Raw genomic sequence first — 22,796 nt, 5'->3', positions numbered from 1 at the left:
TTGCCAGGGTGATAACCCTGAGGCTTAGAACGAACCACTCTTGCGAGTGGCCGGGACCGGGCCGGGGTCCAGACCGTCCTAATGGACGGCCGGGAGATCACCTTTCAGGTGACCGGGGGATATGCCTTTTCGAGGCCGCCGGATCGGCTGAGACCGGTCCGGAAGGCTTGGTAGGCGGGATGCTGGCTCGAGCGGGCCGTTTGCATCAGCCGTATCTGCAGCCGATTTGGCGCCTGCGTCCCGAGCCACAATCCAAGATTTTCAAGCTTCAGCGAGTTCAGGAAACGGGATCCCGTGGCAAGGTCGAGATGGCGTCGCAGGCCGTCGAGCAGGTTATCGTCCTGCGCGGCGTTTTCCATGAGCAGGGCCAGATAGGACTTATCGGCCTCTGACAGCGCGGCGAGCTTTTCCGCGACTGTATCGCGGCCGGGGAAGGGAACGTTGGCTGTCATTCGAATCGTCCAGTCGTTGGTGCTACCGGCCGTTATAGGCTCGCTTTGACTTTCTCGGCTACATCGACCGGCACCCATTTCATCCACAGGCTCTCGTAATTGCGCAGGAAATAGATCGCGGCATCCTCGTTGCTTTCGCGGTTTTCATCCTGCCAGGCGAGCACCTGGTTGATCGTCTCATTGTCCCATTTGCGGCTCTTGAGATAGACGGTGACGGGCCCGGCACGGCGGGCGAAAGACCTGGTCATCAGTGTGAAGGCACGCGAGACCGGATAGGAGTTCAGCTGGGGCCTGACGCAGCCGGCAACCGCCGTGCAGCGCTCCCATTCGATCTTGCTGTGTCCGACGCCGAAGCTCAGTCGCGTCATATCGTATTTGCCGAGGATGGCGGTCGGAGCCCAGTAATAGCCGAGCCAGCCAATCTTGTTGTCGAAAGCTCGGGCGATCGAGGCGTCGAGCCGTTCGGGGCTGCCGGTCTCGACGAGTTCGAAGCCCTTCTTGTCGGCGGCAAGGGCCTTGAAGAGGTTGGTGGTCGATATCTGGCAGCTCCAGTCGGCGGGACAGTTGTAAACCGCGCCCTTCGATGCATCATCCTCGGCAGGGAAGAGTTCGGGATGTCTCAATGCGTCTTCGACCGAGCGGATATCGGGATTGGCGTCGGCAATGAACTTCGGGATCCACCAACCCTCGACGGCGCCATCGGCAAGGATTTCGGCGCCCTGCACCAGGCGACCGCTGTTGACGGCCTGATCGAGCAGCGCCCTGACGGAATTGATCCAGTATTCCGAGGCGATGTCGGGAATGCCTTTCTCGTTCATCGAGGCGAAGGTCGGAAGAGTGTCGCCGTCGACGATGGTGACGGAACAGCCATAGCCCTTTTCCAGAATGATCTTGTCGAAATTCGCCGCAATGCCTGCCGAGGCCCATTTCATCTCGGCGATCGAAACCCTGCCGCATTCGGCACCCTCGGCGGACGCAGCGGTGGCCAAAAGAGCCGCGGCAAAGACGGCCGGAACCAAAAGCCTCTTCATCGTCATCCCCAAATTCTTCTCAGGTGGACGCGCTCTCGGATTTGAAAATCCGCCGGCAAGTCTTTCCGGCGCCTGAAGGGAAAATGCCTGCCGGGCGATGCCGCAACAGGCTTTCCGGTTCACGGGCGCCGTCGTCCTTGCGGCTCCAACAGCTCGTCGCAGGCCATATTCAACAGTGGCGCATTCTGGTGACTCCTACGCGTTCGCTCGTAGAAATCAACCTCTTCTGCTCATGGTTGCATGTCTAAATCATTGAATTCTAAGAATTTACGTCACAATCCCGAAAATGGCGGCTTTCAGCGAGAATACGCGCTGTCCGCGAGCGCCGGCGGCTCCTTTGCAGAAATCTTGGCGAGAATATCAAAAAAAGTCAAAATTAACATTTGCGCAAGCCTTCAATAACTCTCCGGTAAGAATGTGCCGCTATCAGTGGGGTCGTAGCGGCAACGACCGCTGCTTTTCCGGTTCAGGTAGTGCGTACCGGAGAAAGCGAGCTTCGCCGTGTAGGGGCGAAGACGCCTGAGTTTTCGGCAAACCGCGCAGAGCCACGGCCATGCGCGGTTTTCGCGTTTTAACCGGGCAGATCGCGCCTTGACCCGGGATCGGCCGCCATTGTAGGCCTCGCCTGAACGAAAGGCGGCCACCATGGCAAGAGCGATCATGCTGCAGGGAACCGGCTCGGATGTCGGCAAGACGGTGCTGGTCGCGGGGCTTTGCCGGCTGGCGGCCAATCACGGGCTGACGGTGCGGCCGTTCAAGCCGCAGAACATGTCGAACAATGCGGCCGTCGCCGACGACGGCGGCGAGATCGGCCGAGCGCAATGGCTGCAGTCGCTCGCGGCCCGTACGCCGTCCTCGGTGCACATGAACCCGGTGCTGCTCAAGCCGCAATCGGAAAATGGCAGCCAGATCATCGTGCAGGGCAGGCTGTTCGGCCAGGCGAAGGGGCGGGACTATCAGCGGCTGAAGCCCGAGCTGCTTGGTGCTGTGCTGGAAAGCTTCGAAAAGGTGGCTGTGGGCGCCGATCTCGTCATTGTCGAGGGTGCGGGGTCGCCGGCCGAAATCAATCTGAGGGCCGGCGACATCGCCAATATGGGCTTTGCAACGCAGGTAGGCGTGCCGGTGGTGCTCGTCGGCGATATCGATCGCGGCGGTGTCATCGCCTCGCTGGTCGGCACGCATGCAATTCTCGCAGACGCCGACCGGGCGATGATCTCGGGTTACATCATCAACAAGTTTCGCGGCGACGTTTCGCTGTTCGACAACGGCATTCGCGCCATCGAAGGGCACACGGGCTGGCCCTGCTTCGGCGTCGTGCCATGGCTGTCGGCTGCCGGGCGCCTGCCGGCCGAAGATTCGGTCGTGCTCGAGCGGTTGGTGAAGGGCGGGGCGGGCGCGCTGAAGGTCGCCGTGCCGGTATTGCCGCGCATCGCCAATTTCGACGATCTCGACCCGTTGAAAGCGGAGCCGGATGTCGAGCTGGTCTTCGTGCGGTCAGGCGAGCGGCTGCCTGCCGATGCGAGCCTGGTCATCCTTCCCGGCTCGAAATCGACGATTGCGGATCTCGCCGACTTCAGGGCTGCGGGGTGGGACCGCGATCTTGCCGCGCATGTTCGGCGCGGCGGCCGAGTGATCGGCATTTGCGGCGGCTACCAGATGCTCGGGCGGCGCGTGCGCGATCCGCTCGGCATCGAGGGGGGAGCAACCGAGACGCCGGGGCTTGGCCTTCTCGATATCGAAACGGAGATGGCGCCGGAGAAGACCGTGCGCAACAGCCAGGCGCGCTCGACAGAATATGATGCGCCGCTTGCCGGCTACCAGATCCATCTCGGCGTCACGAGCGGTCCCGATTGTGAACGCCCCTCGGCGATCGTAGACGGCATGACCGACGGTGCGGTTTCGGCGGACGGGCGGATCATGGGCACCTATTTACACGGGTTGTTCGGTAGCGATGCCTACCGCGCGCAACTGCTACAGAGCTTCGGCCTGTCAGGCGAGCGGAGGAATTATCGCGAGAGCGTCGAGCTGGCGCTCGACGAGATCGCCGGAGAACTGGAGAAACATCTCGATCCGCGCTGGCTTGCGGGGCTGCTGGGGTCGGATGGAGGGATCGTGAGTCGTCTTTCTGACCTGCATAGGATGTGAATGGGTAAAGCGCTGCCACTTGTCCCTCATCCCCAGCGGGGAGAAGATACCTCCAAGCAGATGCGGGGTGAGCGGCGAAGCCGCGAGTGCTGAGCGCAAGCGAAGGGCAATGAATGGCAAGCCGTGCAGCCTCCTTCGTCAGCGGCCATGTGTTGACCGTCGACAGCGGTATGACGGTCAGGATGTGATTGGATACCCGCTTACGTCGTACCGCCGTCGGATCAAAACTTCCCGTTGTTTGCGGCTGGAAATATCGGCTTGGCGCGACTATCAATCGATATGACGGCAGCCGGTTCGACATCGCCGCCTATTTGCCCGATTTGCCGTCATAAGATCGCGCCGGCTCATGTGGAGATTCAAGAAATTAACGATCATATTCAGTGGCTTATCGAACAGGGAATCACCTGCGAGCATATCGGCGAACTCGTTTCCGGTCTGTGCGAGCGGTTGATCCAGGATGGATTTCCGATCTGGCGGGCGAGCATCAGGATGCCGTCCCTGCATCCGATGTATCGCGGCGTTTCCGCCAGCTTCGTGCGCGGCGGCGCGACCATTCTCGAAAATGCGGAGCACGGCAGCGAGACCGAGCGCAACTTCGAGAAGACGCCGATCTTTTACCTTTTGAGCCGCGACGAGAGACGGGGGCGATGGAACCTGGCCAAAGGCGAGGGGCTCCAGTACAGCGAGCTGAACGAGTTTGCGCAGGCCGGCGGCACCGACCACGTGACCAGCATTTTCGAATTCCCCAAAGAGGTGACGCTGCGCGGGCTCGGCTTTTCTCTTACCAGTGATGCGCCGGGCGGATTTTCCGACGGGCAACTGGAAGTCATCGAACAGCTTTTGCCGGCGCTGGGGCTCGCCGCCTACCGGGTGGCGGTGTCGAAGACCGCCACCGAGATCCTTGCGGTCTATACCGGCGCCAAGACGAGCGCGCGCATCCTCTCCGGAGAGACGCGGAGGGGGATGGGCGGTTCTATCAATGCCGCGATCCTGCTTGCCGACCTTCGCGATTTCACAGCGTTGACCGAGGCATATGAGCCCGCCGAGATCGTCGGCTTTCTCAACGAGCATTTCGATCTGATCGACCGGCATGTCGAGGAAAATTCCGGCGAGATTCTTAAGTTCATGGGCGACAGTGTGCTTGCGATCTTCCCAACGGACGCCGAGGATTCGAAACGGGCTTGTCTGGCTGCGCTGGCTTCCGCCAAGAACCTGCTGAAAGCAAACGAAGTGCTCAACAGCGAGCGGACGCTGGATGGCGGTCCGGATATCGGCGTCGATGTCGTGCTTCATGTCGGCGAGGTATTCTACGGTAATGTCGGCGCCCGGGGCAGGCTCGACTTCACGGTGATCGGCAGGGCCGTCAACGAGGCTTCGCGGCTTGAGAAGCTCTGCGGCACGCTCGGAGAGAACCTTTTAATGTCGGAGAGTTTCGCCAAGACCTGCACGGCCGCCAGCGAATATCTGGGGTCCTTCGACTTGCGCGGCGTTTCGAAGAGAGCCGACGTTTTCCGGCTCGCCGACACCGCGTCGTAAGAGGATCAGATCTCGCCGGAAACCTCGCGGCGTCGGCGGTCGAGCTCTTCGCTGTAGCGGCGCAGCGTGTGGCTCTCGCTGAGCTGGCCGACCACCTTGCGCTCGATCAGGTTGTTGACAACGGCAAGCGCTTCGCTTTCGGTCTTGTCGAAGATCGCCGCTGCCTGGCGGGCGTTCATCTGCGGCTGCAGGAAATCGTTGCGGTAGCGGACGAAATCGGCAAGCGTCTGGCTTTCGTCCTGGACATCGGTCGGGTTGGCGTAGATCTCCGGCACCAGCACGAGACCCGCATATTTGTCGTTCTCCTCGACGAGGATGACGCGCTGGGTCGAGCCGATCGGGAAGGCCCGCTTGAATTCTTCCAGCGCAATGCCGGCTTTTGCCGTCTTGACGTCGGCGCGCATCAGCTTGTCGACTGTTAGATTGCGGATCCAGCCGACATCATGGGCGCTACGGATGCTTTCGCCGCGCAGGTGGAAACGCCAGGTGGCGAAGGAGTAACCGAAGGTCGAGCGAACGACGAGCGAGGAGGTAATGACGGCGGCAAGCACCAGGGCGGTGATCGGAAAGTCGCCGGTAATTTCGAGCGCCAGGAACGTCATCGTCAGCGGCCCGCCAATCACGGCGACGGCGAGCGAACTCATGCCGACCACGGCATAGATGACCGGCGTCAGCGTCGTGTCGGCGAAATAAGGGCCGCAATAGGCGAAGAGCTTGCCGAGCAGGGCACCCATGAACAGCGAGGCGAAAAACAGGCCGCCCCTGAAGCCGGAGCCGATCGAGATCGCCGAGGCAAGGGATTTCAAGAGGAAGAGGCCGATCAGCGCCGGGATCGCCACCTCGCGCGCGAGATTGAGATGCAGGGCGCCGTGGCCGGCCGATAGCACCTGCGGCGAGATCATCGCCAGCAGCCCGACGATGATGCCGCCGAGTGCGGGGCGGAAGGGCGGAGCGATCGAGCTCTTGCGGGCCAGTTCCTCGATGAAGGCGACGCCCTGCATGAGGAGGATGCCGACGCCGGCGCAGAAGACGCCGAGCAGCAGCGCCGGAACATAGTCGGCCGGCACGACGGAGCCGAAACTGCCGATATCGATGGTGAAATCGCCCTCGGCGAGCAGCCGCGCCACAAGGGTTGACACGAGGGCGGAGACGACGACGGGCGTCAGCGACACGATGGTATAGGTGCCGATGATCAGCTCGAAGGCGTAGAAGGCGCCGGTCAGCGGCGCATTGAAGGCGGCGGCGATGGCGCCTGCCGCGCCGCAGCCGACGAGGGTGCGCAGGTCGGATCGGCGAAGCTGCAGCTTCAGACCGAATTTCGAGGCGAGGCCAGCGGCGAGCTGGGTGTAACCGGCCTCCAGGCCGACGGAGGCGCCGAAACCGTTGGAGATGAGGTTCTGCGCGGCGACGATGATGCTGTCGGTAAGCGACAGGCGGCCGCCATGCAGCGCATTGGCCTCGATCGGGTCGACCATCGGCTTTTTGCGCCGCTTGGCCAGAATGTAAAGCAATAGGCCGAGCAGGACGCCACCCATGACGGGGGCGGTGAGCAGCAGCAGCTTGTCTTCGATCAGCGACGAACTCAGCCTTTGCTCGTCGGCGATGCCGAAGACAAGTTGATGCAGTTCCTTGGAAACGAGACTCATGCCGGTGACGGCCAGCCCGGAGGCGATGCCGACGACGGCGCCTGCCAGCGACAGGCCGACCTCGCTGCGGCGGGTCAGTGCACGCAACCGTCCCGGATCGAAGAAAACACGCAGCGCCCGCAAGCGGCGCCGATCCAATTTCATGAGCATGGCTAAACAACTAGGCGGGGAGAGACCCGTTCAAGGGCGACGGCGCAGTCCGCTTGCAACGCAATTGCGGCGAAAAGCCGGCGCGCCGATCAAATATTCACGACGTAAGACTCTGATAAAAGACGATTTTTCCGGTAGACTCAGTCGTATTGGCCTATAGCTCCGTGGCTAATCCGGTGCGAGGCGGCCGCGAAGGTCGTTGACTTCAATCGCCGGCTTGCCTAACCATCTTTGCTATAAGGATGGTCGCCTGACCATCCCGACATAACGGATGGTTCCGGATCGGCGTTGCGCTCTTCCGGATGAAAAGGGAATGTGACGGGGCGGACCCAAGCCGGGCGCCTTCATCACAGCCGACCCCGCGACTGTAGAGCGGTTAGGGTCTTCCATCCGGCATTCAGCGCTTTTCGCCGGCAGCCAGCAATGGTGCGGGCGGGCGGAAAGGACGAGATGCCGGAAAAGCCACTGGAAATGCATGGTGAACAACCGGGGTCGGACGCCTCTATTTCTACGAATCGTCCACCTCTTCACCGAAGCAGCCGGGAAGGTGAGGCGGGTCCGCCGGCACGATCAGGGGCGACCGGTTTCCGGTCCGCCCCGATCGTGGCCGATACCCGCGAGCCAGGAGACCTGCCATCCCGTGCCGGGCGAAAAGCCCAATCCAGGGCAAAGAGCCCGCTGCCAGCACGGAGGTTGTTTTGGCTGAACGAATGAATTCGGCTCTGCCTTGTGTGGCAGATGAGAGGCTTTCAGTCTCCTGCGTCGAGAACGTGGCGCCCCGCTCGACCGCCAGCTGTGGTATCTGCGGAGCAAATCGAGGCACCGACCTCCCCAGCAGGAGCGCCTCGGCATGACCGATTGCCTTCCCAATTCCACCCTCGTTCTCGGCGGCGCGCGCTCCGGTAAATCCCGCTTCGCCGAAAACCTCGTCACAGCGAGCGGCCTCGAGCGCCATTATATCGCGACTGGCCGGGCATGGGACGAGGAGATGCAGGCGCGGATCGATCAGCACAAGGCCGATCGCGGCTCCTCCTGGACTACGCACGAGGAGCCATTGGCGCTTGCCGAGCGGCTTGCGGCCATCGATGGCGCGGGCAGGGCGATCCTCATCGATTGCCTGACGTTGTGGCTGACCAATCTGATGATGGAAGGTCGCGATACCGCGCTACAGGCTGCCGCGCTTGCGGCGTGGCTGCCGCAGGCAAAGGCGCGCCTTGTCATCGTTTCCAATGAAGTCGGCCTCGGCATCGTGCCCGAGAACCGCATGGCGCGGGAGTTCCGCGACCATGCCGGCCGGCTGCACCAGATGATCGCGGCGAAAGCCGGCGAAGTTTATTTCATCGCGGCAGGGCTGCCGCTGAAAATGAAGGGTTGAAGTTCCATGAACCACCAGAAGATTCCCGCAACCGTCATCACCGGCTTCCTGGGTGCGGGCAAGACGACGATGATCCGCAACCTGCTTACCAATGCGGGCGGCAGGAAGATCGCGCTGATCATCAATGAGTTTGGCGATCTCGGCGTCGACGGCGACGTGCTGAAGGGCTGCGGCGCGGAGAATTGCACCGAGGACGATATCATCGAGCTCACCAACGGCTGCATCTGCTGCACGGTGGCCGACGATTTCATTCCGACCATGACCAAACTCCTGGAGCGAGACCAGCGTCCAGACCATATCGTCATCGAAACTTCGGGTCTTGCGCTGCCGCAACCGCTGGTCGCCGCCTTCAACTGGCCGGATATTCGCAGTGAAGTCACTGTCGACGGCGTCATCACCGTGGTCGATAGCGCAGCCGTTGCCGCCGGGCGGTTCGCCGACGATCACGATGCCGTCGATGCCCGCCGCGTCGAGGATGAATCGCTCGATCACGAGAGCCCCATCGAGGAGCTTTTCGAGGATCAACTGACCTGTGCCGACCTGATCGTGCTCAACAAGACCGACCTGATCGACACTGACGGCCTCGGCCGCGTGAAGAGCGAAGTCGCCTCACGCATCGCCCGCAAGCCCGTGATGATCGAAGCCAGGAACGGCGAGGTGCCGGCCAGCGTGCTGCTCGGCCTCGGCATCGGCACGGAGGGCGATATCGTCAACCGCAAGTCTCATCACGAGCTGGAACACGAGGCTGGCGAGCCGCATGACCACGACGAATTCGACAGTTTCGTCGCCGAGCTTGGCGCTATCTCGGACATCACCGGCTTTATCGAGAAGCTGAAGGAGATCATCGCGGAGCATGACGTGCTGCGCCTGAAGGGCTTCATCGACGTTGCGGGCAAGCCAATGCGCCTGCAGTTGCAGGCCGTCGGCGCCCGCATCGACCAGTATTTCGACCGCGCCTGGACGCCGGGCGAAGCGCGGGCCACGCGCCTCGTCGTCATCGGCCTTTACGACATGGATCAAGATGCGGTCAGGGCGGCGATCGAGGCGCTGACGTAAATCCATGCATCTGCTTCTGGCCCAGCAGGGAACGATCAGCGACGGCGACGAAGCCATCGACCTCGGCCAGTCGCCGGGCGATATCCTGTTCCTGTCGGCCGCCGACACCGAGCTTGCGGCGATCGCCGCGGTCCATGCCGGCGGGGCGACTGGGCATTCGCTGCGGCTTGCGAGCCTGATGAGCCTAAAGCACCCGATGTCGGTCGATACCTATGTCGAGCGCACGGCGCGGCATGCGAAGCTGATTATCGTGCGAGCCCTGGGAGGGGCGAGCTATTTCCACTATGCGCTGGAGGCGCTGCATGCCGGGGCGGCCCGCAGCGGAGCGCTGATTGCGGTGCTGCCGGGCGATGCGAAGCCGGATGCGGGGCTGACGCCGTTTTCCAATGTGGCGCCGGAGGATCTCAATGCATTGTGGGGGTATCTGATCGAGGGTGGTGATGCCAATGCGCGGGGCTTTCTCGCCTATGCCTCGGCGATGCTCTCGGGAGAGGAGAAGCCGGCGCCGGCCGCGCCGCTGATGAAAGCGGGGATATGGTGGCCGGGGCGGGGGCTGGTTGGCGTTGAGGAGTGGCGGGGGCTCGTCTCAGGTGAGGGGGGTGCAGCACAATCGGTTGAAGAGGTGGGTTTTAAACCTGCGGATCGCGCTGTCGTCGCCATCGCCTTCTACCGCGCTCTCGTCCAAAGCGGCGAAATCCGGCCCGTCGAGGCCCTGATCGAAGCGCTGGGGGCGCAAGGACTGGCCCCGCTACCGGTCTTTGCCTATAGCCTTAAGGACCCCGTCTCCAAGGGTATCCTTCAAACCATCTTTGCCGACGTGAAACCCGATGTCGTCATCAACACCACGGGCTTCGCAGTCTCTGCCCCCGGCGGCGATCGCGAGCCGACGGTGCTGGAGGCGAATGACGCGATCGTGCTGCAGGCGATTTTCTCGGCTTCGTCGTGGGAGGCCTGGGTGGCCTCTTCGCAAGGGCTATCGGCCCGCGATCTCGGCATGAACGTCACCTTGCCGGAGGTGGATGGACGTGTGCTGTCGCGCGCCGTCGCCTTCAAGGCGGCTGCCCGCTATGACGCCGCCGTCGAGGCCAACATCGTTTCCAGCGAACCGGATGCCGGGCGCATGGCCTATGTCGCCACACTTGCCGGCAACTGGGCGCGGCTGCGGCGGAAGGGGACTGCGGAGCGGCGCGTTGTGCTGGTCATGGCGAATTATCCCAATCGTGACGGGCGGCTCGGCAATGGCGTCGGTCTCGATACCCCCGCCGGCACGATCGAGGTTATGCGGGCGATGGATAAGGCCGGTTATCCCGTTGCCGGCATCCCAGCCGATGGCGATGCGCTTATGCGGCATCTGATTCAAGGGCCGACCAATTCAGGCTTCGACGGTAAGATGGTGCGCGAGACGCTTTCCGTGAGTCGATACAAGAGCTTCTTCACCTCTCTTCCCAAACAGATTCAGCATGAGGTGACGGCGCGCTGGGGCAATCCCGAAGCCGATCCCTATCTGCGCGAGGGCGCTTTCGCCCTGCCGTTCGCCCGGTTTGGTGGCTTGCTCGTCGGCATCCAGCCGGCGCGTGGTTACAATATCGATCCCAAGGAGAGCTACCACTCGCCGGATCTGGTGCCGCCGCATGGCTATTTCGCCTTCTATGCCTTCCTGCGCCAGGAGTTCGGCGCCGATGTCGTCATTCACATGGGCAAGCACGGCAATCTGGAATGGCTGCCGGGCAAGGCGCTGGCGCTATCGGAAAGCTGCTACCCGGAGGCCATCCTCGGGCCGTTGCCGCATCTCTATCCCTTCATCGTCAATGATCCCGGCGAGGGCACGCAGGCGAAGCGCCGCACCGGTGCCGTCATCATCGACCACCTGACGCCGCCGCTGACGCGAGCGGAAAGCTATGGGCCTCTCAAGGATCTGGAGGCGCTGGTCGATGAATATTACGAGGCGTCGGGTGGGGATCCCAGGCGCATCCGGCTGCTTTCCCGGCAGATCTTGGACCTTGTTGCCGATATCGGGCTGGATCGGGATGCGGGGATTGCGAAGGGGGAGAGCGAAGGCGAGGCGCTGAAGAAACTTGATGCCTATCTCTGCGACCTCAAGGAAATGCAGATCCGGGATGGATTGCATGTGTTCGGGCTTTCGCCGGAAGGGCGGTTGCTGACGGATCTCACCGTGGCGCTGGCGCGGGTGCCGCGCGGGCTCGGCGAGGGTGGGGATGCGAGTTTGCAGCGGGCGATTGCGGGAGATTTGGCTTTAGGTGTTGTGTCCGTCGCATCCACATTCGATCCCCTCGACTGCGACATGGCCGCCCCCTGGACGGGCCCCCGTTCACCAATCCTGGCCGACCTCCTCGACGCCCCTTGGCGCACCAATGGCGACACGGTCGAGCGTATCGAGCTGCTCGCGGCCAAGCTCGTTGCCGGTGAGTTCACTTGCCCACCCCTCTGGTCCCAGACCAGAGCTGTGCTCGACCAAATAGAATCCTGCCTCAAGCCCTCGACCCTCGCCTGCGGTCCGGCCGAGATCGCCAGTCTGCTGCGTGGCCTCGACGGTCGTTTTGTGCCGCCCGGCCCCTCCGGTGCGCCGACGCGGGGGCGGCCGGATGTTTTGCCGACGGGGCGGAATTTCTATTCGGTCGACAGCCGCGCGGTGCCCACACCGGCCGCTTATGAGCTTGGGAAAAGGTCTGCTGAACTGCTGATCCGGCGCTATGTGCAGGATCATGGCGAATGGCCTATTTCCTTCGGGCTGACGGCCTGGGGCACGTCCAACATGCGTACCGGCGGCGATGATATCGCGCAGGCCTTGGCGCTGATCGGTGTCAAGCCGATGTGGGACATGGCCTCGCGGCGGGTCACCGGCTACGAGATCATCCCGCCGGCCATGCTGCGGCGGCCGCGCGTGGATGTGACACTACGCATATCCGGCTTCTTCCGAGATGCTTTTCCGGAACAGATTGCCCTATTCGACAAGGCAATCCGCGCCATCGGCGCGCTGGATGAGGATGCGGCCGACAATCCGATCGCCGGGCGCATGCGCGGCGAGACGGCGCGGCTCACGGCTGCCGGGCTTGATGAGAACGCGGCGGCGAAGCGGGCGGGGTATCGCATCTTCGGGTCCAAGCCCGGCGCTTATGGCGCGGGTCTGCAGGCGCTGATCGACGAGAAGGGCTGGGAGCGGCGGGCCGATCTTGCCGAGGCCTATCTTGTCTGGGGCGGCTATGCCTATGGCGCGGGCGCGGATGGCCGTGCCGAGCGCGGGCTGTTCGAGGAGCGGCTGCGTTCCATCCAGGCGGTCGTGCAAAACCAGGACAATCGCGAGCACGATCTGCTCGACAGTGATGACTACTACCAATTCGAAGGCGGCATGGCGGCGGCGGCGGAAGCGCTTTCCGGCGAGCGGCCGGCGATCTACCACAACGATCATTCGCGGCCGGAAAAGCCTGTCATCCGCTCACTGGAAGAAGAGATCGGGCGGGTGGTGCGCGGCCGCGTCGTCAATCCTAAATGGATCGAGGGCGTCATGCGCCACGGCTACAAGGGCGCATTCGAGATATCAGCGACGGTCGATTATCTCTTTGCCTTTGCGGCGACGACGGGCGCTGTCGGTAGCCATCATTTCGAGGCGGTCTATCAGGCCTTCGTGGCCGACCCCAAAGTGCGCGACTTCATGGCCGAGAAGAACCCGGCCGCCCTAGCCGAGATGAAGGAGCGGCTGCTGGAGGCGATCGAGCGGCAGCTCTGGACGCCGCGAAGCAACTCGGCGCAATTCAACCTCGCAGACATCAATGAAACCAGGAAAAGAGCAGGCAGCCAGCCATGAACGAAGAGCCAGTCGTACCCGCCGAAAAGGACGATGCCCGCCATTCAGAAAAGATGGCGAAGAAGAAGGCCGCGCGCGATAAGATCATGGCGACAAAGACGGATGAGAAGGGGCTGATCATCGTCCATACCGGCAAGGGCAAGGGCAAATCATCCGCTGCTTTCGGCATGATCTTCCGCCATATCGCCCATGGCAAGCCTTCCGCCGTCGTGCAGTTCATCAAGGGCGCAATGTGGACAGGCGAGCGCGATCTGATCGAGAAGCATTTCTCCGACATCTGCCAGTTCCACACGATGGGCGAGGGTTTTACCTGGGAGACGCAGGACCGGGCTCGCGACGTGGCAGCGGCCGGTGCGGCCTGGGAAAAGGCGAAGGAGCTCATCCGCGACGAGCGCAATTCCATGGTGTTGCTCGACGAGATCAATATTGCGTTGCGCTATGACTATCTCGACATCAACGACGTCGTGACATTCCTCAAAAACGAGAAGCCCCTCATGACGCATGTCGTGCTGACCGGGCGAAACGCCAAGGAGGAGCTGATCGAGATCGCCGATCTCGTGACCGAGATGGAGCTCGTCAAACATCCATTCCGCTCGGGCATCAAGGGGCAGCCGGGCGTGGAATTTTAAAAGCGTGCGGCGGAATTGCGCGGAAAAGCGATTAATTCGCCGGATGGCCGCGCAGGATGGCGGCGGTTTCCTCATCGGCCGGAAAGAGTGTTTCGATTGCCAGTTCCGACAGAGTGATATCGACGGGCGTGCCGAAGACGGTCGTTGTCGAAATGAATGAGAGCAGGCCGGCTTTCGTCGAAAGCTTCAGTGGAACGGCGATGCCGGCAAGGTCGGCATGGCGCTCGCCGGAAGCTTCGCCGGAGGGATAGGCAAGCAGCTCGCCCAACAGCTTTTCCAGCATGGGATCGCCCGAGACCGAAATCTGCTGGCGCAGTCGATCCAGGAGATGGGTGCGCCATTCGGAGAGGTTGGTGATATCGGCCGCAAGCCCCTGCGGATGCAGGCTGAGGCGAAGCACGTTGACAGGCGGCTCCAGCAAAGTTCGATCGGCCACCGCCTCGAGCAGCGGTGCTATGGCGGCGTTGGCGGCAACCAGTGTCCAGTGGCGGTCTATGGCGATGGCGGGGAAGGGCTCGTGGCCCTTCAGCACCATGTCGACGGTGCGCCGCGCCGGCTCCAGGGCGGGGTCATCGAGCCTGCGTTCGGCAAAGACGGGGGCGAAACCCGCTGCGAGCAGCAGCGGGTTTCGGTCGCGTAGCGGCACGCCAAGACGTTCGGCCAGATGCAGCAGCATTTCGCGGCTCGGCGTCGAGCGCCCGCTCTCGATGAAACTCAGGTGCCGTTGCGAGATTTCGGCTTCCAGCGCGAGGTCCAGCTGGCTCATGCGGCGGCGCTGGCGCCATTCGCGCAGGTGATCTCCGAGACAACGGGTGGTCGGAGCCATCAGGCGGCTTCCGGCAATTGATCGATGAAGCCGCGCACCGCTTTGAGCTTGCCGTCCTCGAGTTCGGCAAAATCCGTGCCCTTGATCAGCGCTTCGCCATTTTCCGGCCCGAGGCCCCAGGAAAAGCGCAGGTGATCGCCGAAGCCGTCGGCGGTGCCGATCAGGGCGAAGCGGAAGCCTGGAAAGCGGCTCTGTACAGCTTCGACCAACGAATTGATCTGTTCATGGCCTTGCCCACGCATCAGCGGATCGACGTAGGTTGCCGCTTCCGTCCAGCTGTCGGCGATGAGCACGCGGCGGCGCGTTGCATCCGTCTCGTTCCAGATCGCGAGATAGCGTTCGGCGTTGGTCTTTGCGTCGTTCATCGGGTTATCTCCTTTTGATCGCCCGGCCATCCCAGGCAGCGCGATCATGGGCGAAGGTGGTGCACCCTATCAATTACGCTGGAGGTAATGGAAGGTGCTCTAGATCCCAAGCCAGACGCGCAGCGGGTTGGTGGGATCGGCAAGCAGCTTTACCGCGAGAGCGACGCAGACGATGACGAGCAGCGGCTTGATCAGCTTTGCGCCGATGCGCATGGCGAGCCGTGAGCCGAGCTGGGCGCCGAGGAACTGGCAGATGCCCATCAGCAGGCCGATCTTCCAGAGGATCGCGCCGAAGCTTGCGAAGACGATCAGCGCGCCGAAATTCGAGCCGAAATTGAGAAGTTTGGTATGGGCGGTGGCCTTTAGCACGCCGAAGCCGGCCAGCGTGACGAAGGCGAGCATGAAGAAGGAACCGGTGCCGGGACCGAAGACGCCGTCATAAAAGCCGATGGCCGGCACCAAGGTCAGGCCGAAGACGAAATGCGTGATGATCCGGTGTTTGTCGAGGTCGTTGAGGTTCGGCTTGACCGCAAAGAAGATCGCAATCGCCAGGAGCAGCACCGGCATGATGGCCTGTAGCACTTGTCCGGGTACGATCGTTGCAAGGGCAGCGCCGATCGCCCCGCCCATCACGGCCATCAGCGCCATCGGCAGCTGTTCGTGCAGCTGCACATGGCCCTTGCGGGCGTAAGCGAGCGTTGCCGAAGCGGCGCCGAAGATCGACTGCACTTTGTTGGTGCCGAGCGTCTGGAGTGGCGGAATGCCGGCGATCAGCATGGCGGGAACGGTAATCAGGCCGCCGCCGCCGGCAATGGCATCGACGAAACCAGCAAAGAAGGCAGCGGCGCATAGCAGCAGGAGCAGATGGAGGGCGATGTCAGACAAGATGCTATTCCAGAAGGGTTTTCAGCCGGTCTTGTTGCATTTCCCCCTCCAAGCTGCAATGGCTGCGAGGACACAGCGAGGGCGCATTCGACGGCTTCCATGAGTGATATTTCTTTCGATCGGACGAGGCGTTATGTGCTCGGGCTCGGCTGCGAGCGCGGGACGCCGCCCGCGGAAGTGCTGGGGCTTGCCGTCGCGGCGTTGAAGGCGGCCGGAATCGGCGGAGAGGAGCTCGCTGCCCTCGCTTCCATCGACAGCCGCGCACAAGAAACGGCGATCCTTGGCATTGCGGCGCATTTTACCGTGCCTGCCGTTTTTTTCGATGCGCCGCGGCTGGAGCAGGAAACGCCGCGGCTCAAAAATCCCTCCGCCATCGTATTTGCCCGCGTCGGCTGCCATGGTGTGGCGGAATCGGCAGCGCTTGCGGCGATCGGGGCGGATGGCGAACTGGTGCTCGGCAAGATCAAATCCGCGCATGCGACAGCGGCGATTGCCCGCATCGGGTTGCAGAAAGCCTGACGGTCGTTATGTTGGCGGCAATTCGCGGCGCCGACCGGCAATTCAGCGATTCATATCTAGAGGACAATCATGCACAAGGTCATTTATGACACGGATCCCGGCGTCGATGACGCCATGGCGCTTCTTTTCCTGCACCGCCATCCCGAGATCGATCTGATCGGCATCACCACCGTTTTCGGCAATGCCTCGGTCGAGACGACGACGCGCAATGCGCTCTTCCTCAAGCGGGAATGGGAAATTCCGGCCCCCGTCGCCAAGGGCGCGAGTGTCACCATCGATGCGGCGCGCGCCGAGCGGGAATGGCCGGCCATGGTGCATGGAGACAATGGCCTCGGCAATATCGAGGTACCACACACAATCGACCTGCCGCTCGATCCAAGGCCGGCGCACCGCTTCATCATCGATACCGTACGGGCCAACCCCGGCGAAGTCAGGCTGGTGGCCGTTGGCCGGATGACCAATCTGGCGATGGCGCTGAAGGAAGATCCCCAGATTGCCGGCCTCGTCAAGGATGTCGTCGTCATGGGCGGCAATTTCTATGTGCCGGGCAATGTCTCTCCGGTCGCCGAAGCCAATATCCACGGTGATCCGGAAGCGGCAGACATCGTCATGACGGCGCCGTGGAAAGTGGTCGTCATCGGCCTCGACGTCACCTCGATCACCACGATGAGCCGCAGCTATCTCGGCGCAATGGCGGCCAGGGGCGACGCGGCGGTGAAGCTGCTCGACGGGCTGTCGCAGCATTACATCGATTTTTACAGCCATGCCGTCGAAGACGGCATGATGGTGCATGACAGCTGCGCCGCCGTTTACGTCGTGGCGCCTGCGCTTTTCACCACAATCACCGGCGCGGTGCGCGTCGTCTGCGGCGGCATTGCCGATGGCCAGACGGTCATCAAGCCGGACGGCCGCCGCTTCCCACCGGGCGACTGGGACGGTCTGCCGAGCCAGATCGTCGCCACGGGAATCGAGTCGCAAAGGGTGATCGACCTCATCCGCGATACGATGCTTCGGGCCTGACCGGCCTGAAGGTTGGCCACAGGCTGCAACGCCTCTTTCGTCATGCTCGGGCTTGTGCCCCCAGCATCTACTTGCGTTCGATAGGGCAGCAGATCCTCGGCAAAAGGCCGAGGACGCCGACGCGCGGGAGGTGAACGGTATTCATTATAACATTCATAGGCTTGCCCGGCTTTTCCGAGAATTCGAATCTGCCTCCTCGCAAAGTGAGTCATCGTTGTCTCGGCAACTTCAGGTGAGGTGGCGCAGGCGGCGTTGACCTTGCTTCTCGCTGGGCCTAGATCAACACAATGATGAACAGCCCATTCTCACATTTGCCGGCACTGGAGCCGGGCAGCGTCTGGCTCGTTGGCGCCGGTCCCGGGGATCCCGGGCTGTTGACGCTGCTTGCCGCCAAGGGATTGGCGGAGGCGGATGTGGTCGTGCACGACGCGCTGGTCGACGAGGACTGTCTGAAGCTCGCACAGCCCGGCGCGGAACTGGAATATGCCGGAAAACGCGGTGGCAAGCCCTCCGCCAAGCAGCGGGATATTTCGCTTCGGCTGGTGGAGCTGGCGCGCACCGGCAAGCGGGTGCTGCGGCTGAAAGGCGGCGATCCCTTCGTCTTCGGGCGGGGCGGGGAAGAGGCGCTGACGCTGGTCGAGCACAACATTCCCTTCCGCATCGTGCCGGGCATTACGGCCGGCATCGGCGGTCTCGCCTATGCCGGCATTCCGATCACGCATCGCGAGATCAACCACGCCGTGACCTTTCTCACCGGCCATGATTCCTCCGGGATCGTGCCCGATGCGATCAATTGGGAAGCGATCGGCACGGGTTCTCCCGTCATCGTGATGTATATGGCGATGAAGCATATCGCCCAGATCAGCGCCAACCTGATGGCGTCGGGCCGCCCGGCATCCGAACCGGTTGCTTTCGTCTGCAATGCGGCGACCGGCGCGCAGCAGGTGCTGGAGACGACACTCGGCGAAGCGACCGATGCGGCTGCCGCCTCCGGGCTCGAGCCGCCGGCGATCGTCGTGGTCGGCGAGGTGGTGCGGTTGCGGGCATCGCTCGACTGGCTCGGCGCGCTGGCAGGCAGGCGGCTGCAACCCAATCCTTTTCGCCGGTCCGGCAAGGTGCTGATATGAGCGGCCTCCTGATCGCAGCCCCTTCCTCCGGCGCCGGCAAGACGACGGTGACACTCGGGCTGCTGAGAGCGCTTCGCCGGCGCGGCGTGGCGATTGCGCCCGGCAAGGCCGGTCCCGATTATATCGATCCCGCCTTCCATGCGGCGGCGAGTGGCACGCCCTGCCTGAACTTCGATCCATGGGCGATGCGCCCGGAACTGATCTCGGCCAATGCCGCTCTTCACCGCTCCGGCGACCGCATCCTGGTCATCGAGGCGATGATGGGACTGTTCGACGGAGCGGCTGACGGGAAGGGGACGGCGGCCGATCTTTCCACCCAGCTCGGCCTCTCCGTGGTGCTCGTGGTCGATGCCTCGCGCATGTCGCAGTCTGTTGCGCCGCTGGTATCCGGTTTTGCCGGCTTCCGCGCCAATGTCCGCGTTGCCGGCGTCATCCTCAACAAGGTCGGCAGCGAGCGGCACGAGGCGATGCTGCGTCAGGCGCTCGAAGCGATCCGCATGCCGGTTATCGCCGTGATTGGCAGCGACAAGGCGCTTGCCTTGCCGGAACGCCATCTCGGCCTCGTTCAGGCCGTCGAACATGCCACCCTCGAGAATTTCATCGACCAGGCGGCGGACGCCGTTTCCGAGACGTGCAATTTCGAATTCCTGTTGCGCATCGCAAGGCAGGGCCTCAACCGGCCGTCGGCCGCCAATATCGACCGGCTGATGCCGATCGGCGCCCGCATCGCCGTGGCGCGCGATGTCGCCTTTGCCTTTTGCTACGAGCACATGCTGCTCGGCTGGCGGCGGCGCGGGGCTGATATCTCCTTCTTCTCGCCGCTTGCCGACGAGGCGCCGGCCGGTGATGCCGATGCGGTCTATCTGCCGGGCGGTTATCCCGAGCTGCATGCCGGGCGGCTTTCCCAAGCGCAGAATTTCCGCGCCGGCATGCTCGATGCGGCGGCGCGCGGCATCCGGATATACGGTGAGTGCGGCGGCTACATGGTACTGGGCGATGGGCTGATCGATGCTGAGGGCAGGCGCCACGAAATGCTCGGCCTGCTGCCTGTTGTCACCAGTTATGCCGAGCGCAGGCGCCATCTCGGCTATCGCCGCTTAACGCCGCTTGACGGCGCTTTCTTTGCGCGGACGATGACGGCGCATGAATTCCACTATTCAACAGTCGTCTCCGAAGGGGAGGGAAAGCGGCTGTTTACAGCGCAAGATGCGCTCGGCACTGACCTCGGTGCCGTCGGGCTCCGGCGCGGCCAGGTTGCCGGTTCCTACATGCATCTGATCGACCTTGCGAGAGCCGCCGGATGAGCGCTCCGATCGACCATGGCGGCGGCGTCACCGCCGCAGCCGCCGCTTTTGGCGGCAGGCCGAAGAACTGGCTCGACCTTTCCACCGGCATCAATCCATGCCCAGTCGCCCTGCCGGAGATCCCGACAAGAGCCTGGCACCGCCTGCCGGACAGCTATCTGGTCGATGCGGCAAGGCGGGCGGCGCGGGATTATTATGACAGCGGCGAGATACTGCCGCTGCCGGTGGCAGGCACGCAATCAGTTATTCAGCTTCTGCCGCGGCTGCTTCGACAAAGAAGCCAGTTTGCCATGACGGACGACAAAGTCGCCGTGACGGACGACAAAGTCGCCGTGGTGTCGCCGACTTATGGCGAATATGCGCGCGCCTTCGCCTCGGCCGGTTTTGCCGTCGATGCGGTGGACGATATCGCTGCGATCGGCGGCCAGCATAGGCTTGCCGTCGTCGTCAATCCGAACAATCCCGACGGGCGGGTATGGCCGGCCGAAGCGTTGGCAGCGCTGCACGACAGGATGAAATCGGCAAACGGCCTGCTTGTTGTCGATGAGGCTTTCGGGGATACGGATCCGGCGCTCAGCCTCGCAGCCCGCGCGCAAGAGCTTCCCAATCTGATAATCTTCCGTTCCTTCGGCAAGTTCTTTGGGCTTGCCGGCCTGCGGCTCGGTTTTGCAATCGCGCCCGAGGATATCCTCGCGCGTTTCGAGGACTGGCTCGGTCCTTGGGCGGTCTCCGGCCCGGCGCTGTCACTTGCCGCCTCGCTGCTTCGTTCGGACGTGGCTGCGATCCGCCGCTGTCTCGATGACCGCAGCGCCGCCCTGCAGGCGGCGCTGAGCGCTGCCGGGTTGCGAATCAAGGGCGGAACGGCGTTGTTCACTCTTGTCGCCGATATCAGGGCGAGCGACATTTACACGCATCTTTGTCGGCATCATATTCTCGTCCGCAAGTTCGATTATGCGCCGGATTGGCTGCGTTTCGGGTTGACGCCCGATCCGGCAGCGGACAACCGGCTTAGCGCAGCCCTTCAAGGATTTGAGCGATGACGATCGACGAAAACCTCCTCGTGCTGCTCCTGGCGCTGCTGCTCGACCGGATCGCTGGCGATCCGCAATGGCTGTGGTCGCGGGTACCGCATCCCGTCGTCATGTTCGGTGCGGCGATTTCCTACGCCGACCAGCAGCTCAATCCCTCGAGCCTTACGGGCTCGCAGCGCCGAATGAACGGCGTCGCGGCAATCCTGGCGCTGCTGGTGCTGTCGATTGCTGCAGGCTTCGTGTTCGACCGGTTTTTCGCGCTCTTCGGCCTTGTCGGACTCGTGCTGGAGGCCGGTTTGGTGGCGATCTTCTTGGCGCAAAAGAGCCTCGCCGATCATGTCGCGGCCGTCGCTACGGCCTTGCGCGGCGAGGGGCTTGCCGGCGGACGGAACGCCGTCTCCCGTATCGTCGGGCGCGATCCCGAGACTCTCGATGAGCCGGCCGTCTGTCGCGCGGCGATCGAAAGCCTTGCGGAAAATTTCTCCGACGGCGTCGTGGCGCCGGCCCTCTGGTATGCCGTCTTCGGCCTGCCGGGCCTGCTGGCCTACAAGATGCTGAACACGGCGGATTCGATGATTGGCCACAGATCGGAAAAATACATCGATTTCGGTTGGGCCGCGGCTCGGTTGGACGATATCGCCAACTGGCCGGCCGCCCGGCTCTCCATTCTTTTGATTGCAGCCGGCGCCTGGATCCGGCGCGGCATGAGCCCCTGTCGCGAGGCGATCCGGGTGGCGATGCGCGACGGCGGCCTGCACCGCTCGCCGAATTCCGGCCGACCGGAGGCGGCAATGGCCGGTGCACTCAACGTCCAGCTCGCCGGCCCACGCATCTACGGCGGTGTCATCGTGACTGAGCCGATGATCAACAACGCCGGCCGGGACGTTGCCACCGCCGGCGATATCGAGGACGGTGTGTCGGTGTTTTATGCCAGCTGCATGGTGCTCACTGGTCTGATCTTCGGGCTGTTTCTGTGTTTTCTTTAGGATGCCTCGCACCGCTTGCACACGCCGGTGGACAGTTTTGCCGCAAAGGTTTATGCGAAGCGCCTCATATCGATCAGACCGGAAGATAGCGATGACAGTTCAGGTTGAACTCCCGTGCCCCAAGTGCAAGAGCACCAAGATGAAGTTCGAGCGGGCCGAGATCCGCGAGACCGACATCATCACCTGCGCGGCTTGCGGCCATAATCTCGGGACGATGGCCTCGATTCGTGAAAAGATGAACAAGGCCTACCAGCAGCTCAAGCGGCAATCGGTGGCGCGTAAGCTTCAGTGAACAAGCGCTGCCGTCTTGTGGCGTCACGATTACGCTTTCGCTCGTTAGAATTGTGATTACCATTCGGGTTAAAGCTATATAATAGGTATCGTCGTAGTCTCTCTGTCGTGAGGCGCAATCAAACTGCGCGGGTGCGAAGAGGGGTTATCATGAAGACGATTTTTGCGGCCGCGGCCGCAAGTTTATTGCTGCAGTTTTCTCCCGTTGCGGCTGAGGCGGCAACGCTGGTTGCCAATATCAGCATCGGCAGGCAGACGATGACCGTCACCGAGAACGGCTTCGTCAAGTATCGCTGGAAGGTTTCCACCGCGCGCAATGGTTATGTCACTCCGACCGGTTCCTGGAGCGCCAAGTGGCTGTCGCGCGATCACCGCTCCCGCAAGTACGACAACGCGCCGATGCCTTACGCGGTATTTTTCAACGGCGGTTACGCCGTTCACGCCACCTTTGATCTGAAACGTCTCGGCAGGCCGGCGTCGCATGGCTGCGTTCGCCTGCATCCCGACAACGCGGCGGAGTTCTTTTCGCTGGCGCGGCAGGCAGGTCTCGCCAATACCCGGGTGGTCATCACGCGCTGATCCAGGATCAGCGCGTAAAC

At 62.8% G+C, this 22,796-nt stretch carries 20 protein-coding genes and 1 riboswitch; of the genes, 14 read left to right on the top strand and 6 right to left on the bottom strand.

Annotated features, from left to right (window positions below):
• Window positions 1-104 precede the first annotated feature (104 nt).
• Window positions 105-452: a hypothetical protein gene (locus tag J2J99_RS13015; protein WP_168299685.1), complete on the bottom strand. Its 348-nt coding sequence runs from the start codon at window positions 450-452 to the stop codon at window positions 105-107.
• A 32-nt stretch (window positions 453-484) separates the two neighbouring features.
• Window positions 485-1,489 (bottom strand): glycine betaine ABC transporter substrate-binding protein, encoded by a 1,005-nt coding sequence (locus J2J99_RS13010; protein ID WP_205919062.1) that lies wholly within the window; start codon window positions 1,487-1,489, stop codon window positions 485-487.
• Window positions 1,490-2,128: 639 nt separating this feature from the next.
• Here J2J99_RS13010 and J2J99_RS13005 point away from each other — a divergent pair.
• A complete protein-coding gene (locus J2J99_RS13005) occupies window positions 2,129-3,628 on the top strand; it encodes a cobyric acid synthase (RefSeq protein WP_168299703.1) in 1,500 nt (499 codons plus the stop codon).
• 447 nt (window positions 3,629-4,075) lie between these two features.
• The gene (locus J2J99_RS12995; protein WP_168299740.1) at window positions 4,076-5,164 is read left to right on the top strand and encodes an adenylate/guanylate cyclase domain-containing protein; all 1,089 of its coding nucleotides are present in this window, start codon (window positions 4,076-4,078) and stop codon (window positions 5,162-5,164) included.
• Window positions 5,165-5,169: 5 nt separating this feature from the next.
• Here J2J99_RS12995 and J2J99_RS12990 read toward each other — a convergent pair whose 3' ends face one another.
• The gene (locus tag J2J99_RS12990; protein ID WP_168299711.1) at window positions 5,170-6,960 is read right to left on the bottom strand and encodes a chloride channel protein; all 1,791 of its coding nucleotides are present in this window, start codon (window positions 6,958-6,960) and stop codon (window positions 5,170-5,172) included.
• A 255-nt stretch (window positions 6,961-7,215) separates the two neighbouring features.
• Window positions 7,216-7,612: riboswitch (cobalamin riboswitch) on the top strand.
• A gap of 198 nt (window positions 7,613-7,810) precedes the next feature.
• On the opposite strand from J2J99_RS12990, the gene cobU reads away from it, so the two are divergent.
• Genes cobU through cobO form a run of 4 tightly spaced genes read left to right on the top strand, consistent with a single transcriptional unit; the run spans window position 7,811 to window position 13,843 of the window.
• Window positions 7,811-8,335, top strand: coding sequence for a bifunctional adenosylcobinamide kinase/adenosylcobinamide-phosphate guanylyltransferase (cobU, locus tag J2J99_RS12985; protein WP_168299713.1), 525 nt, complete (start codon window positions 7,811-7,813; stop codon window positions 8,333-8,335).
• 6 nt (window positions 8,336-8,341) lie between these two features.
• On the top strand, window positions 8,342-9,391 hold the full coding sequence (cobW, locus tag J2J99_RS12980; RefSeq protein ID WP_168299727.1) for a cobalamin biosynthesis protein CobW: 1,050 nt from the start codon (window positions 8,342-8,344) through the stop codon (window positions 9,389-9,391).
• Between the two features lie 4 nt (window positions 9,392-9,395).
• Window positions 9,396-13,214 (top strand): cobaltochelatase subunit CobN, encoded by a 3,819-nt coding sequence (gene cobN / locus J2J99_RS12975; RefSeq protein WP_207600924.1) that lies wholly within the window; start codon window positions 9,396-9,398, stop codon window positions 13,212-13,214.
• Window positions 13,211-13,843, top strand: coding sequence for a cob(I)yrinic acid a,c-diamide adenosyltransferase (gene cobO, locus J2J99_RS12970; protein WP_168294440.1), 633 nt, complete (start codon window positions 13,211-13,213; stop codon window positions 13,841-13,843). The genes cobN and cobO overlap by 4 nt, the downstream gene beginning before the upstream one ends.
• Window positions 13,844-13,874: 31 nt before the next feature.
• Here cobO and J2J99_RS12965 read toward each other — a convergent pair whose 3' ends face one another.
• The 3 genes from J2J99_RS12965 to J2J99_RS12955 form a co-directional block, all read right to left on the bottom strand.
• A complete protein-coding gene (locus tag J2J99_RS12965; RefSeq protein ID WP_168294441.1) occupies window positions 13,875-14,669 on the bottom strand; it encodes a helix-turn-helix domain-containing protein in 795 nt (264 codons plus the stop codon).
• Complete coding sequence (locus tag J2J99_RS12960; protein WP_168294442.1) at window positions 14,669-15,034, bottom strand: nuclear transport factor 2 family protein; 366 nt, start codon at window positions 15,032-15,034, stop codon at window positions 14,669-14,671. Before J2J99_RS12960 ends, J2J99_RS12965 begins: the two co-directional genes overlap by 1 nt.
• A 99-nt stretch (window positions 15,035-15,133) precedes the next feature.
• A complete protein-coding gene (locus tag J2J99_RS12955) occupies window positions 15,134-15,919 on the bottom strand; it encodes a TSUP family transporter (protein WP_168294443.1) in 786 nt (261 codons plus the stop codon).
• Window positions 15,920-16,018: 99 nt separating this feature from the next.
• Between J2J99_RS12955 and J2J99_RS12950 the strand changes: the two genes are divergently transcribed.
• The 8 genes from J2J99_RS12950 (at window position 16,019) to J2J99_RS12915 (ending at window position 22,776) form a co-directional block, all read left to right on the top strand.
• A complete protein-coding gene (locus J2J99_RS12950; RefSeq protein ID WP_168294444.1) occupies window positions 16,019-16,438 on the top strand; it encodes a cobalamin biosynthesis protein in 420 nt (139 codons plus the stop codon).
• A 69-nt stretch (window positions 16,439-16,507) separates the two neighbouring features.
• Window positions 16,508-17,458 (top strand): nucleoside hydrolase, encoded by a 951-nt coding sequence (locus J2J99_RS12945; protein ID WP_168294445.1) that lies wholly within the window; start codon window positions 16,508-16,510, stop codon window positions 17,456-17,458.
• 287 nt (window positions 17,459-17,745) lie between these two features.
• A complete protein-coding gene (gene cobA / locus J2J99_RS12940; RefSeq protein WP_168294446.1) occupies window positions 17,746-18,585 on the top strand; it encodes a uroporphyrinogen-III C-methyltransferase in 840 nt (279 codons plus the stop codon).
• A complete protein-coding gene (locus J2J99_RS12935; protein ID WP_168294447.1) occupies window positions 18,582-19,889 on the top strand; it encodes a cobyrinic acid a,c-diamide synthase CobB in 1,308 nt (435 codons plus the stop codon). The genes cobA and J2J99_RS12935 overlap by 4 nt, the downstream gene beginning before the upstream one ends.
• Window positions 19,886-20,929 (top strand): threonine-phosphate decarboxylase CobD, encoded by a 1,044-nt coding sequence (gene cobD, locus J2J99_RS12930; RefSeq protein WP_168294448.1) that lies wholly within the window; start codon window positions 19,886-19,888, stop codon window positions 20,927-20,929. The genes J2J99_RS12935 and cobD overlap by 4 nt, the downstream gene beginning before the upstream one ends.
• Window positions 20,926-21,906: an adenosylcobinamide-phosphate synthase CbiB gene (gene cbiB, locus J2J99_RS12925; protein WP_168294449.1), complete on the top strand. Its 981-nt coding sequence runs from the start codon at window positions 20,926-20,928 to the stop codon at window positions 21,904-21,906. The genes cobD and cbiB overlap by 4 nt, the downstream gene beginning before the upstream one ends.
• Before the next feature lie 91 nt (window positions 21,907-21,997).
• Window positions 21,998-22,198, top strand: a complete 201-nt coding sequence (locus J2J99_RS12920) for an ECs_2282 family putative zinc-binding protein (RefSeq protein ID WP_168294450.1) — start codon at window positions 21,998-22,000, stop codon at window positions 22,196-22,198.
• A 149-nt stretch (window positions 22,199-22,347) separates the two neighbouring features.
• Complete coding sequence (locus J2J99_RS12915; RefSeq protein ID WP_168294451.1) at window positions 22,348-22,776, top strand: L,D-transpeptidase; 429 nt, start codon at window positions 22,348-22,350, stop codon at window positions 22,774-22,776.
• Window positions 22,777-22,796: the final 20 nt, after the last annotated feature.

The organism is Rhizobium binae (assembly GCF_017357225.1).
In the GTDB taxonomy this organism is placed as follows: Bacteria; Pseudomonadota; Alphaproteobacteria; order Rhizobiales; family Rhizobiaceae; genus Rhizobium; species Rhizobium binae.
This window is presented reverse-complemented; position numbering and strand designations above follow the sequence as displayed.